This is a genomic window from Candidatus Sphingomonas colombiensis (genome assembly GCA_029202845.1).
GTDB lineage: Bacteria > Pseudomonadota > Alphaproteobacteria > Sphingomonadales > Sphingomonadaceae > Sphingomonas > Sphingomonas colombiensis.
Genome location: CP119315.1, coordinates 1,739,334 through 1,752,080, shown reverse-complemented (window position 1 = coordinate 1,752,080; position 12,747 = coordinate 1,739,334). Strand labels below are relative to the sequence as shown.

Here is a 12,747-nt window from a genome sequence, read left to right as displayed (position 1 = left end):
CGCGGCGCGTCAACGCCACGCCGCCGCACCGGCCCGATCACAGATTGTAACCGACGCGTACGCCGAAGGTGCGCGGCCGCAGGATCGCATAGCGGCTGTAGATGAACGCCTCCGGATGGATATATGTCGTCGCGCGGCTGTTGCCGAGATTTTCGACGTAGAAGGTGGCGGTCAGCTTGCCGAGGTTGATCCCGGTTTGCAGGTTGATGAAGGTATAGCTGTCGGTCAGGTCATAGAGCGGGCTGACCACGCCCGGCTTCCCAGGCGTATTCGGGAAGCCGTTCGGGAACGAGCCGACATGCTGGACCTGGAAGCCGCTGAAGCCGGTCGCGCCATGGCCGAGGCCATAATTGTAGCTGCCGAACACCGATCCCTGCAGATGCGGCGACGCCAATCGCGAGCCCTTCACCGCGCCGGAGATCGCCGCCTCCTGCGCGGAAAGCCTTGTCACCTTCGCGTCATTGAGCGAGCCGTTCACCCCGAAGGTCACGCCACGCGCAGGCACCAGCACGATTTCCGCCTCCAGCCCCTTGCTCGCCGCGCGGCCGACGTTGGTGGCGAACTGCACCGAATCCGACTGACGGTTGGCCTGAACCTGGATGTTGCGCCAATCGATATAATAGGCCGCGAGGTTCGCGCTGAGCTTGCCACCCAGCCAGCGCCCCTTCAGCCCAAGCTCGTAATTGGTCAGATTGTCCGAACCCGCGCCGCCCGGAATGACCAGATCGTTCTTGTCGATAGTGCTGACGCTGCCGGCGCGCGAATTGTAAACCGGGGTGCGATAGCCGGTCGACACGGTGGCGTAGGTCGTCATGTCATGCGACGGCTTGTAGCTGACGCTCGCCTTCCAGGACGCTTTTTCCGCCGAAGGATAACGCGTGGTCGTGGCGCTGGTCGGCGTCATCGCGAGCGGGCCGTTGAGGCCATAAAGCGCATAGACGAAATATTGCGTGTCGAACCCGGCATAAGTGTCGACCGTGCCGCCATATTTGCCGTAGCGGAGGCCGCCGGTGAGCGAAAGTTCGTCGGTGAGATGATAGGTCAGCTCGCCAAAGCCCGCCAGTTCATAGGTGCGCGCATCGCTGCCGAACTTCGAGAAGGCGACGCCCGGCAGGCCGGTGATGCCACGCGCGGCGAGGAACGCCTTGTCGGTCTGGTTCTCGCCCAGGACTTCGGTGTCGCGGTGGAGATAGAAGCCGCCGACGACCCAGTCGAACTTGCCGCCCGGATCGGAGATCAGCCGGGCTTCCTGCACGAACGTCTTCGCGGTGTAGCCGTCCGCCAGATAGAAAGGCACCGTGAGCGCGAACGTGCCGGCGAGATCGACGTCGAACCGGCCCTTGCCGATCGAATAGGTCGACGAGCTGGTCAGATGCGCGCCGCCGAACTGATAATCGACGGTCGCGTTATAGATCTGCGTCTTGGTCGTATAGAGATCCGGGCGGGCGCTGTAACGCTTGCGATCGCCAAGCGACGGCGAGGTCAGCGACGCGTCCTGGGGATCGCTGTTTTCATATGATCCGAGCAGGCGGATGCTCAGCCGATCAGTCGGCTTGAACAACAGGATCGCGCGGCCACCCCAATCCTTCAGCGTGTTGGCGTTCTTCACGCCGGTGCCGATATTGTCGATATAGCCTTCTTCGTTGCGGGCATAACCGACGACGCGCAGCGCGAGCTTGTCGTTGACGATCGGCATGTTGACCATACCGTTATAGCGCTGGCGGATACCGCCGCCGTCCGGCGTCAGGCCGATATCGACCAGCGCGGAGGAATCATATTCGCCGAGATTCGGGCTCTTGGTCAGGATACGCAGCGCGCCCGAGAGCGAGCCTGATCCGAACAACGTGCCCTGCGGCCCGCGCAGGAATTCGACGCGCTCGACGTCATAGATATTGGGGTTGAGCGTCACCGTGTTGCCGATGGTGCTCAGCGGCAACTCATCGAGATAGATGGTGGTGGTGGTCTGCAGCCCGGCGCCCCAGCCATTGGTGGAGATGCCACGCGCGGTGAAGCGCGCGTTATTGTCGCTTGCCTGGTTGAGCACGACACCCGGCGTCTCGCGCGCGATGCCATCGAACCCGACGATGCCCTTCTGCGTGAGTTCCGCCTGCGAGAAAGCAGTGACGCTGACCGGCACATCGAGCAGGCGCTCGCTGCGGCGCGTCGCGGTGACGACAACGTCACCGGCGTCGATCGCGTCGCCCGGCGCAGCGCCAGTCTGCGCCGAAGCGGGCGCGGCGGCGATGGCCAGCGCGAGCAACGACGATGAGTAAGCCAAAAGGTTCATATCCCCTCCCCTATCGCCCCCGCATCTGGGTGGCGCCGTCCCACGACGGAGCGGCGACATGACATTCTTGTGACGCCCGAGTCAATATTGACTATTGAGTAAGTCAATATTGACTCGGGCGCGTTCTAGCGCCCGTATCGGCGGGAAATGAGCGGCAAACGGATCACAAAACCCCGGTTCTTCCATCGATTGAGCACGCGCCTCCGGCGAACAAATGACGGCATGCCGCCTCTTATTCATGCATATGATATTACGTGATAAATCGTTCAGCGGCGCCCTTCACCCAGCGCGCGCGAACGTCCCGGAATTGGACGTTCGATATATCGTTATAGACTCATGTATAAAACACCTGTAACTACGCTTCATGGAACGTCACACCGGCGTTTCTGCGACAAATAGTGGGACCCGTATCAGCGGGCCCACCGCGCTAAAAAAAGTCGACCAGCGAACCGCTGGCGGGGGAGGGGCGTGATTTGCGACATATTTCTTGGATGCTTGCGAGTGCCGCGTTCTTGGCGGTGCCGGTTGCGGCTCAAACACAGGACGCCGCACCGCAGACAAATCAGCCGGAGCCAGGCGCCGGGCTTGCCGATGTCATCGTCACCGCTGAAAAGCGCAGCGTAAACCTTCAGGACGTACCGCTGGCGATATCGGCGTACACGTCGGACGCGCGCCAGCTCGCGGGTATCAACACGCTGGGCGATCTCGGGAATTTCACGCCGGGGCTCAGCTATTCGGCAAGCAACGATCGCGTGTTCATTCGCGGCATCGGGCGCCAGACCAATACCAACGGCAGCGACCCCGGCGTCTCCACCTATACCGACGGCATCTATGACGCCGCGACCAATACGATCGCCGCATCGGATTTCTTCATCCAGCGGATCGAGGTGCTGCGCGGCCCACAGGGCACGCTTTACGGTCGCAACTCGATCGGCGGCGCGATCAACGCGATCTCCAAGCGCCCGACCGAGGATCTGAACGCCGATCTGCGCGGCACCTTGGGCAATTACGACGTCTATAATCTCGAAGGGTCGATTTCCGGGCAGCTCGTGAAGGGGCTCCGCGCACGGCTGGCGGGCGCGCTCTACAATCAGGATCAGGGCTATTACAAAAACCTCGCCGGCGGGATCAGCGAAGGCGGGCGCGGCAAGCGCCGCTATCTGGAGCTGCAGCTTGAGGCGGATCTCGGCCCAGATGTCGTCGCATGGGTGAAGGCCTTCACCGGCAGCACCGATTTGCACCCCCGCTCCAACAATCGCGTCGGGCCATATGATTTTGCACTTTATCCGACCGGCGCGATCACGCCGGGATCGGCATTCGGCTATCTGGTTCCGGGCGCGGTGACGGCCTATCCCGTTCCGCAGCCACCGGGCGCGACCGATATCCGCAATTTCAGCACCACGACCACCCAGCGCGAGCGGATGCGCGACAATTTCGGCGTGACCGGCGACATCAAATGGACTTTGCCGGCCTTCGACGTTCACCTGCTGGGCGGCTATCAGCATTATCTCATCGAGAATTCCTACGCGCTCGATGATACCGGGGTGGTTTCCTATACCTTGCCGGGCGCGCTATGCGGCTTCCTGCCGGGGTGTACGCCGGTGACGATCTATCCAGCGTCGCAGCTCAATCTGCGCAACAAGAAGTCGTTCGGCAGCGGCGAACTGAACCTCACCTCGAACACCAAGGGGCCGTTCCAATGGGTCGCGGGCGTCTATTATTATCAGGAGACGCTGGCGCAGGAATCGCACTTCAACGCGCCTAATCAGCCGCAATTGCGCGCGCCGGCCAACGGACCGGCCAACCCGCTCGGCGATTTCGTGTACGCGGCATCGACGCTGACCACCAAGTCGATCGCGGTGTTCGGCCAGGCCGACTATCAGATTACCGATACGCTTCGGGTGACCGGCGGCTTGCGCTACACCCACGACAAGAAGAGCGGCAGCGAATCTTTCCGTCTGCTGTGCTTCGGCTGCGGCGGCTTCTCGCCCGATCTCTACGGCTCGTACACCCCGGCGCTGGATATCACCGCGTCGCAGATTTCCTATGCGCCGGCGCCGGGTGTTACCTCCCCCGTTGCGATCGATCCGGCGACCGGCATCGCGCGTCGCGGTCTCGCGAACAGCTGGGATGCGCTGACCGGCACGGCGGCGATCGAATGGCAGCCGACACGAGACGAACTGGCGTTCGTGCGTTACAGCCGGGGCTATAAATCCGGCGGGTTCAATGCCGGCGGCATCTCAGCATTGCCACAGACCGGGGCGGAGCACGTCGACGCTTTCGAGGCGGGCTATAAGCGGACGCTGGGCGCGCAATTGCGCATCAATCTGGCCGGTTTCTACTACGATTATCAGGGTCTTCAGGTGCCGCTGACCGTCACCCAGCCCGGCGGCGCGCAGCTTACCCAGTTCTTCAACCTCGCCAGCTCGCAAAGCTATGGCGCGGAGGCGGAACTGGTGTGGCAGCCGGTGAAGGCGCTGCAATTCTCGGTCAATTATGGCTATGGCCACACGCGGATCAGCCAGGGATGCTGCTTCGTCGATGGGCAGGATCCGCTGGCGACACAGCCGGGCGCGCAGCCGTCCGGGCCGATCGTCGCGGGGCAACAACCGCAAAGTGTCGCGGGGGCGCAACTGTCCGATACGCCACGCCACAAGGTCGCGCTCAACGCGATGTATAGCCTGGATTTCGAACCGGGCACGTTCACCCTGTCGGGCAATTACGTCTGGCGCGGATCGGCCTACAGCAACATCTTCAACCGTTATTACAACCGGATGCCGTCTTACGATCAGGTTGATCTGCGCGCCATCTGGACGGGACGGAACGACAGCTATCGCGTTATCGGTTTCGTGAAGAACCTGTTCAATACCGTGGGTTATGACAGCGCGTCGGGCAGCCTGCTTGCATCGTCGCCCTCGGTCGTCGCGCAAACCTATTCGTTCACGCCGCCGCGAACTTATGGCGTGCAGCTAGAGTTCCGGTTCCGATAGGGCGCGCCGGTGTTGCGTACCACCTTGCGCCCCGCCGACGCGCTGCCACTCAAGACGCGGCTGCTCTATGGCTCCGGCATGATCGCTTTCGGGGTCAAGGATCACGGCTTCAGCGCGTTGCTGATGCTGTTCTACAATCAGGTGATCGGGCTACCGGCGGCGTGGGTGGGCTCGGCGATCATGATCGCGATGATCGCCGATGCGCTGCTTGATCCCCTGCTCGGGCAGATTTCGGACAATTTCCGCTCGCGCTGGGGGCGGCGGCACCCGTTCATGTATGCGGCGGCGGTGCCGATCGCGATCGCCTATCTGCTGCTGTGGATGCCGCCAGCGGCCTCGCATGGCGTGCAATTCGCGTGGCTGGTGGCGACCGCGATCGCTGTGCGCTTTTCGATCAGCGTGTACGAGATACCGTCCACCGCGATGCTGGCGGAATTTACCAGCGACTATGACGAGCGCACCAAGCTGGTCGCAATGCGCTACTTCTTCGGCGTGTGCGGCGCGATCGTCATGGCGGTCATCACGTTCGGATATTTTCTCCGCCCCACTCCCGCGCAGCCGGTCGGCCATCTGAACGCGGGCGGCTATACGACCTATGCCTGGGCGGCGGCGGCGATCATGCTGGTATCGGTGCTCGCGTCCGCGGTCGGCACGCAGAAAGAGATATTGAAACGCCCTCCCCCGCCGCCGCCCGAACGGGCGTCGATCGGGCAGATGCTGCGCGAGATGCTCGGTATCATGGTGCACCCGGCTTATGTGTCGATCCTGCTCGCCAGCCTTTTCTTCGCTGTGGCATCCGGGCTCTACACTGCGCTCGCGGTCTATTTCTCGACCTATTTCTGGGAATTGAGCGCCAGCCAGATCGCCACCGTGGCCTCCGCCAGCACCATCGGTATCTTCCTCGCTTTCGTCGTCGTCCTGCCGATCTCCGCTCGGTACGGAAAGAAACAATCGGCGATGCTGATGTTCGCGCTGTCGCTGGTGGTGAGCGCGACGCCGCTGGTCCTGCGACTGTTCGGCCTGTTCCCGGCCAATGGCGATCCGCTGCTGTTATGGCTGCTGATGGGGCAATTCGCGCTCTTCATCATGTCGACGATCGCCGGGGCAATCCTCGCCGTATCGATGGTGGCCGACGTGACCGATCAGATTCAGCTCGAAACCGGGCGGCGATCCGAAGGGCTGCTGTTTTCCGCGGCGACGATGGTCAACAAGGCGATATCGGGGATCGGCATCCTGCTCTCGGGGCTGGTGCTCGCCTTCGTGAAATTCCCGGAACACGCTCAGCCCGGCCATGTCGGCGGCGACGTGCTTCAATCACTCGCGGTGATTTATATCGGGGTGACTGCGCTCGCGACGGGGGCCGCGATCGTCTGCCTCGCGTTTTATCCGATCAGCCGATCGCATCACGACGAGAATATCCGGCGGCTTGGCGAGAACGCGGTCTGAGCGCCGATCACCCGCGGGAAAGCGGCAATCCGTTCGCCAGCAGCGCCTCAGCCGCATCGAGCAATCGCTCATTCTCGGCGACGAGATCATGCGCCCGGCCACTTTCGATCCAGCTATCGAACGCCATCCGCCCACCCGCGACCAGCATCGCCGCCGCCATTTGCGCGCGACGATCGTTGGCAGGATCGATGCCGAGTTCGTCCGCGATATAGTCGGTCATCAGGTCGATCTGGAGCCGCTGATGGGCGAACCACACCGGCAGCAATTCGGGCTCACCAGCCAGCGCGCGCCCCAGATTGATCTGGCCATCGCCATCACGCTCATACGCATGGGCGATCCGGGTGACCTGATTTCGCCAGAAGATCAGCACCGGCACGCCCTGTTCGCGCTGCGTCGTCACCACGTTTTCAAATCGCGTCCTCGCGCGTTCAGCGATGGCGGCGATCAAATCGCGCTTGGAGGCGAAATGCGTGAACAGGGTGGTGATGTGGATATCCGCGGCATCGGCAATCGCGGCCATGGTCGCATCGGCATAACCGAGCTTCACGAACAGATCTCGCGCCGCGTCCTCGATACGTTGCCGCGTGCGCGCCTTCGCTGCTGTCCGGCGCGGGAAGCTGACTTTGGTCGTTTCGCCCATGCGCTGCTTATAGCCGATGGCGCCGCCAGTACTAGCTATGAAACTTGATTATTCTATAAACATAGTGCAATCTCCGTGCGAGAGATTTTGAAGGCGAATGGCGATGACTGACCTGTCCATACGGCACGAGTTCGAACGCTGGGTGGAAGAGAGCCGCCCCCCGCTTCGCGAGCAGCCCGCGCTCGGCATCGCCTCGCTGATGACGATCGCCGCCTTTGTCGATCCGGTCGCGCAGGTACCGATTTTCGACGCGATCGCCGCCGCCATGGCGAGCAGCACCGACAACGATGAACGCGCGGCGAGCATGGCCGCCGCACTGCCGTGGGTGGTCGACGGGAAGCCGAAAGTGGCACTCCCGCCGGCGTTATGGGACGCATTCTGGGCGATCGTCGCCAAGGCGCCGTCGCTGGACGAAGGCGAACTCGATCTGACCACCGCCGTGGTCGCGCTGGGGCTTCATTACGATCAGCGCATGGTTGACGCCTGTGAGGCGGCATTGCTCGAATTCGCTGGCGTGCACGATCTCATCGCCCAGCCCGAAGTGCGGCTGAAGACCACCGATCTCGAAGGCCATGCCAGCGACAGCCTCGCCACCGATCTGCTCTCGATGCTGACCGCCAACGGCTATGATCTGGAGGTGATCGACGCCGATACGGTGGTGCTGCCGGGGGATTATCCCGCGCAGAACCGCACCAACCGCCGCATTCTGCAGCTTCACGACGTGTGGCATCTGGTCGGCGGATACGGCTTCACCGGCGCGGGCGAAGTGGCGATTTCCGGCTTCCAACTCGCGCAGTTCGGCCAGAATTATTCCGCGCGCTTTCTCGCCACCGTCGCCGCCAAGGCGGTGGTGCATACGCCGATGCTGGCGGAGCTGCTGCTCAACGTGACATTCGACGGCTGGCGCCACGGGCGGGCCACGCAGGAGCTGATCGCGGTGCCGTGGCACAAGCGCATCGCCGATCCGATCAGCCAGATCCGGCGCGATCTCGGGATTCAGCCAATCGACAGCGATGCGGTGCGGACGATGGAAGCGCTGATGCAGGCGGCGTGACGGCCGGGATTTACTCGGCCGGCACCGGAGTGTTCGACGGCCGGTAATGCGCCGAATTGGTCGTGAACTCGGCATGGCCATAGCTGGCCAGTTGCGCCTTCAGCTTCGCGATCAGCCGGCGATCCGCGATGTCCCGCACACCGGGAATTTGCGCCGCTAGCGCGTACAGGCGCATCCGCGCATAGATGAACACGCCCGCGATCGCCGCCAGCGCGACATCGCCGGGCGTGAGATTCACGCCGATCGACGCGGCCTTCGCCTTGTCACCCCCCATGAAGCTCTTGACGAAGAACAGCTTGGCAAAAGCGCGTTCGAACATCTCATGGGTCCGCGCGGGCAGCGAGTTATCCGGCCGCAGGTCCGCCGCCATCGTCGCGCGTAGCAATTCGCCGCAGGTGGCGTCGTCATATCCGCTGCGCAACGTGCCGCTGCGCGCGTTCATCAGATCGACGATCCCTTGCGGCGTATCGGCCAGCAAATCTTCGGGCAGCCCGAGCAGGAAGCAGCGATAGCGCGCCAGCTCGACCATCGCACGTTCCCGTGGCGTGAACTGATCGCGCCCCTCCTCGATCATCTTGTACGACAGCAGGAAGACCGAGATCAGCCCGGCGGGCATCTGATCGACTTGCGGAATGGGCACGCCATAGACGCCGAGATCCCAATCGCCCGGCCGCCGCAACACGTTGGCGCGCACCATAGAGTGCATCAACCGCACCATCGCCGCCGATTTGAAGCCGGGGCCATATCGCTCGAGCGCGCCCGGCAGCAGGGAGGTGGTGAAGAAGGTCGCGGTATCCTTGACGCGCTTGGCCGCCGTCTCGCTCGACAATGTATTGGTGATCGCCATCGGCAGCGCGGCATATTTGTTCATGAAGGTGGCGATGAAGGCGCCGCGAATGATGAAGGGGCCGAAATTCGCAGCCGAATTGCGATCGTTCCGCGCACCTTCCTCGACCAGCGTCATGTCGAGCCAATCGGGTATCCGCTCCATCTCGGCGATGAATTCGATCAATTCGCGCGGCGCATCCTCCACGGTGTGGACGCCTTGATCGCAGGCCTGCGTCAGCATGTCGATCAGCCGACGAAAGCCATATTCGCGCATCAGCCCGGCATAAGCGTCTGCCGTGGCGTCACCCATCATCGTATAGGCGCGGATGAATTCGATCCGCTCCGCATCCGCGAGCAGCGCCACGCGATCCGGGGCGTATTTGCCGGAGAGCGCGGTCGCATCGCCTTCGGTCGCGGTGAAGCGTTCGGGGACGGCATGGAAATCGATCTTGTCGTAAATCGCCGGCGCGCGCTCCCGCTGCGCCTCCACCTTGTTCCAAAGACTGTCGAGCGCCGCACGCGTCATCCGGATTCATCCTCTCTCGACCAATTGCCACGCATCATATATATCGCTTGATATATTTTCAAGCTGGACAAACGAACCTCTGACCATGGCCCGCCCCCCTTCCCCGATCGCCCCATTGCGCGCCGCCGTCAGCGGCTATCGCAAGGGCGAGGAAACGCGCGCGCGCATCCTGGACGTGGCGCTGGGCGCGTTCGGCGGCAGCGGCTTCGCCACCGTGACGACGCGCCAGATCGCCCGCGAGGCGGAGGTGAATCTCCCCGCGCTCACTTATTATTTCGGGAACAAGCGCGGCCTTTATCTCGCCTGCGCGCATGAGATCGTCGCGCGCTATCGCGAGGGGATGGGCGCGGTGGCGGAGACGTCGTTCGCGGCGCTGAGCGGCCAATTGGCACCCGATGAAGCGCGTGCGTTGCTCAAACGCGTGTTCGCCGCGCTGGCGCATTTCCTGCTATCCGCGCAAAGCACCCGCAATCACTCGCTATTCGTCCAACGCGAGATCGCGAGCCCCGGGCCGGCCTTCGAAATCCTCTATGCCGAGCTATGGCGGCCCGGCATCGAACTCGCCACCGATCTGATCGTGCGGACCACGCAAGGGCGGCTCAGCGAAACCGAGGCGCAGGTGCGCGCGGTGCTGATGATATCGAGCCTGACGGGGTTCCTCTCGGGCCTGCCCGTGATCGCGCGTACCGCAGGCAAGGGCGATTATGCAGCGCTCGTCATCGCCGCGCTGGACGAACAGATAGATTCCCTCGCAGCCCCTGCCGCGCACGCCCTGCGCCAGAGCGCGAGCGCGTGACGATTGCGCGATAGTGAATTGAGCTCACCAATCACACCATCCAAATCGTTTGTCACCGAGCGAGACGATCCCCGAAACCCGCGCCGCCAGATAAATTCGGGGAGAGGCGAATGTTTCGCGAGATCGATTATGCCAGCGTAAGCGAGATTGTCGCGCAGGCACCGGCAGGCATGACGAAATTCAGGATCGAGGTTGACGATCACGGCGTGGCGTTGGTCACGATCGATCGCCCCGACAAGCTCAACGCCTTTTCCATGGGCTATGCCGCCGATCAACCGCGCCCGGGCGGATGGTCGCTGTTCGATCGCTACATGCGCGCGGTGACGCAGGAACTGAAGCACGATCCGGCGGTGAAGGTGATCGTCCTCACCGGCGCCGGGCGCGCCTTTTCCGCCGGCGCGGACATCAAGGACTGGTCCGGGATGGAAAGCCACGCGGCGGACGGCAAGTCCCCGTTCGTCAAGGATGGCCTGCTGTTCGACGAGCATACCGCGATGATGCACATCTGGTTCAAGCACCTGATCAAGCCGACCATCGCGATGGTCAACGGCCCCGCGGTGGGGATGGGCGCCGATCTCGCGGCGGTGTGCGACATCCGCATGATGGCGGATACGGCGTTCCTGCAATGGGCCTATGTACTCAACGGCCTCGTGCCGACCGAAGGCGGAATGTGGCTGCTCCAGCGGCTGGTGGGTCAGGGAAAGGCGTTCGAATGGCTGATGACCGGCCAGCGCATCCACGCGGAGGAAGCGTTACGCACCGGCCTCGCCAATCATGTCGTCCCGGTGAATGAACTGCGCGATCGCACCTTGGTTCTCGCCCGCCACATCGCCACGCTGCCGACATCCACGGTGCAGGCGACGCGCTTTGGTCTCAACGCCGTCGCCTCCATGTCCTATCAGGATTCGATCGGGCTGGCGTATCTCTCCGGCTACGCGGTGCGGCAGGATGTCCACGAGCGCGTGCGGGAACGCGCCGCCGCGATCACCGACGCCGACAAACGATGAGCGTCGGGCATGAATGCGGGCGCGAGCCGTGAAGTGAGGTCAACTGCGCGCGCCTGAATTAATTCGGCGCCGCGCCCGCGTCATGCGATCCGCGATGCCACTTCCACCACGGTCGAATCCCGGCCGTTCGTGGAAAACGCGCACAAGCCCGCGCCACCCAGCGCGGCAGAGACATGGGAGGGCGGAAATGAAAACCCGGATCACCGAATTGTTCGGCATCGAGCATCCGATCGTACAGGGTGGCATGCACTTCGTGGGGCTGGCCGAGCTGGCGAGCGCCGTCTCCAATGCCGGCGGGCTCGGCATGATCACCGCGCTGACATTGCCCGACGCGGAAGCGTTGCGCGCCGAAATCCGTCGTTGCCGCGAGATGACCGATCGCCCGTTCGGCGTGAACGTCACCTTCCTGCCGATCACTCGGCCGCCCGATTATGCCGCGATCATGCGCACGATCGTCGAGGAAGGCGTCCGTGCAGTCGAAACCGCGGGCAACAACCCGCAAAAGTGGACCGCCCCGCTGCAGGAAGCGGGCGTGAAGATCATCCACAAATGCACCTCCGTCCGCCACGCGCTCAAGGCGCAGTCGATCGGATGCGATGCCGTGAGCGTCGACGGCTTCGAATGCGGCGGTCATCCGGGCGAGGACGACGTGCCGAACTTCATCCTGCTGCCGCGCGCCGCCGATGAGCTGGATATCCCGTTCGTCGCCTCTGGCGGGATGGCCGACGGCCGCTCGCTGGTCGCCGCGCTCGCGCTCGGCGCGGACGGGATGAACATGGGCACCCGCCTGCTCTGCACCCGTGAGGCGCCGGTTCACCCGAAGGTCAAGGAAGCGATCATCGCCGCGAGCGAGCTTGATACCCGCCTCGTCATGCGCTCGCTGCGCAATACCGAACGCGTGCTCAATAACAGCGCCGTCACGCGGCTGCTGGAAAAGGAGCGTGCGCTCGGCGCCGAACTGAGCTTCGCCGACATCGCCGAAGAGGTCGCGGGAATCTATCCGCGCGTGATGAAGGATGGCGAGGTCGAGGCCGGCGCATGGAGCTGCGGCATGGTTGCCGGGCTGATCGACGATGCGCCGCCGGTTGCGGAGCTGATCGGGCGGATCATGCAGCAGGCGGATCGCCTCATCAACGATCGGCTCGCCGGTTTCGCCGGGGTCGCCGCCTGATG

At 63.4% G+C, this 12,747-nt stretch carries 9 protein-coding genes; 6 read left to right on the top strand and 3 right to left on the bottom strand.

The window, feature by feature from the left end; translation table 11 throughout:
• Positions 1 to 37: 37 nt before the first annotated feature.
• Positions 38 to 2,287: a TonB-dependent receptor gene (locus P0Y64_08355; GenBank protein ID WEK44770.1), complete on the bottom strand. Its 2,250-nt coding sequence runs from the start codon at positions 2,285 to 2,287 to the stop codon at positions 38 to 40.
• A gap of 473 nt (positions 2,288 to 2,760) precedes the next feature.
• Between P0Y64_08355 and P0Y64_08350 the strand changes: the two genes are divergently transcribed.
• Positions 2,761 to 5,277, top strand: a complete 2,517-nt coding sequence (locus tag P0Y64_08350) for a TonB-dependent receptor (GenBank protein ID WEK44769.1) — start codon at positions 2,761 to 2,763, stop codon at positions 5,275 to 5,277.
• A gap of 9 nt (positions 5,278 to 5,286) precedes the next feature.
• Positions 5,287 to 6,723, top strand: a complete 1,437-nt coding sequence (locus tag P0Y64_08345; protein ID WEK44768.1) for an MFS transporter — start codon at positions 5,287 to 5,289, stop codon at positions 6,721 to 6,723.
• Positions 6,724 to 6,730: 7 nt separating this feature from the next.
• On the opposite strand, the gene P0Y64_08340 is transcribed toward P0Y64_08345, so the two are convergent.
• Positions 6,731 to 7,363, bottom strand: a complete 633-nt coding sequence (locus tag P0Y64_08340; GenBank protein WEK44767.1) for a TetR/AcrR family transcriptional regulator — start codon at positions 7,361 to 7,363, stop codon at positions 6,731 to 6,733.
• A 103-nt stretch (positions 7,364 to 7,466) separates the two neighbouring features.
• Here P0Y64_08340 and P0Y64_08335 point away from each other — a divergent pair, with 103 nt between their 5' ends.
• Positions 7,467 to 8,417 carry a Coq4 family protein gene (locus tag P0Y64_08335; GenBank protein ID WEK44766.1) on the top strand — a complete coding sequence of 317 codons (951 nt, stop codon included), beginning with the start codon at positions 7,467 to 7,469 and terminating at the stop codon, positions 8,415 to 8,417.
• 10 nt (positions 8,418 to 8,427) lie between these two features.
• On the opposite strand, the gene P0Y64_08330 is transcribed toward P0Y64_08335, so the two are convergent.
• Positions 8,428 to 9,771: an oxygenase MpaB family protein gene (locus tag P0Y64_08330; protein ID WEK44765.1), complete on the bottom strand. Its 1,344-nt coding sequence runs from the start codon at positions 9,769 to 9,771 to the stop codon at positions 8,428 to 8,430.
• Positions 9,772 to 9,856: 85 nt separating this feature from the next.
• Between P0Y64_08330 and P0Y64_08325 the strand changes: the two genes are divergently transcribed.
• The 3 genes from P0Y64_08325 (at position 9,857) to P0Y64_08315 (ending at position 12,745) form a co-directional block, all read left to right on the top strand.
• Positions 9,857 to 10,567 (top strand): CerR family C-terminal domain-containing protein, encoded by a 711-nt coding sequence (locus tag P0Y64_08325; GenBank protein WEK44764.1) that lies wholly within the window; start codon positions 9,857 to 9,859, stop codon positions 10,565 to 10,567.
• Between the two features lie 110 nt (positions 10,568 to 10,677).
• A complete protein-coding gene (locus tag P0Y64_08320; GenBank protein WEK44763.1) occupies positions 10,678 to 11,574 on the top strand; it encodes an enoyl-CoA hydratase/isomerase family protein in 897 nt (298 codons plus the stop codon).
• A 187-nt stretch (positions 11,575 to 11,761) separates the two neighbouring features.
• Positions 11,762 to 12,745 carry a nitronate monooxygenase family protein gene (locus P0Y64_08315; protein ID WEK44762.1) on the top strand — a complete coding sequence of 328 codons (984 nt, stop codon included), beginning with the start codon at positions 11,762 to 11,764 and terminating at the stop codon, positions 12,743 to 12,745.
• Positions 12,746 to 12,747: the final 2 nt, after the last annotated feature.